Raw genomic sequence first — 357 nt, forward strand, 5'->3', positions numbered from 1 at the left:
CTCGATTCAGCTTTCGGCTTTGCCGGTTGGTCGAATGTCGCATTCAAATCCGAAGGCGCAGAAATGTGCGACTCATCCTCTTCCGATAGTGCGCCCCAATCCTCGCCGGACTTTTGAGCCTTACGACGGTCGTTAAGCCGCGCGATCTGCACTGCGAACTCGAACAACAAAGTGAGTGAGAGCGCGAGGGCCAGCATCGAGAACGGGTCCGAACCCGGAGTTGCGATCGCGGCAAACACGAACAGACCGAAGATCAATCCTCGACGCCAGGCCTTGAGTCGCTCGTAGGTGAGAATGCCCGCAAAGTTCAGTACGACGACAAGAAGCGGTATCTCGAAGCTCACGCCGAAGATCAAC

Annotated in this window: 1 protein-coding gene; it reads right to left on the minus strand. The window is 56.3% G+C overall.

Annotated elements, in window-relative coordinates:
• Window positions 1–357: twin-arginine translocase subunit TatC (locus FH08_RS0134300; protein ID WP_035568133.1), on the minus strand; the 357-nt coding region annotated here is incomplete at both ends.

Origin of the sequence: Caballeronia sordidicola, from assembly GCF_000729995.1 — a bacterium.
In the GTDB taxonomy this organism is placed as follows: Bacteria; Pseudomonadota; Gammaproteobacteria; order Burkholderiales; family Burkholderiaceae; genus Caballeronia; species Caballeronia sordidicola_A.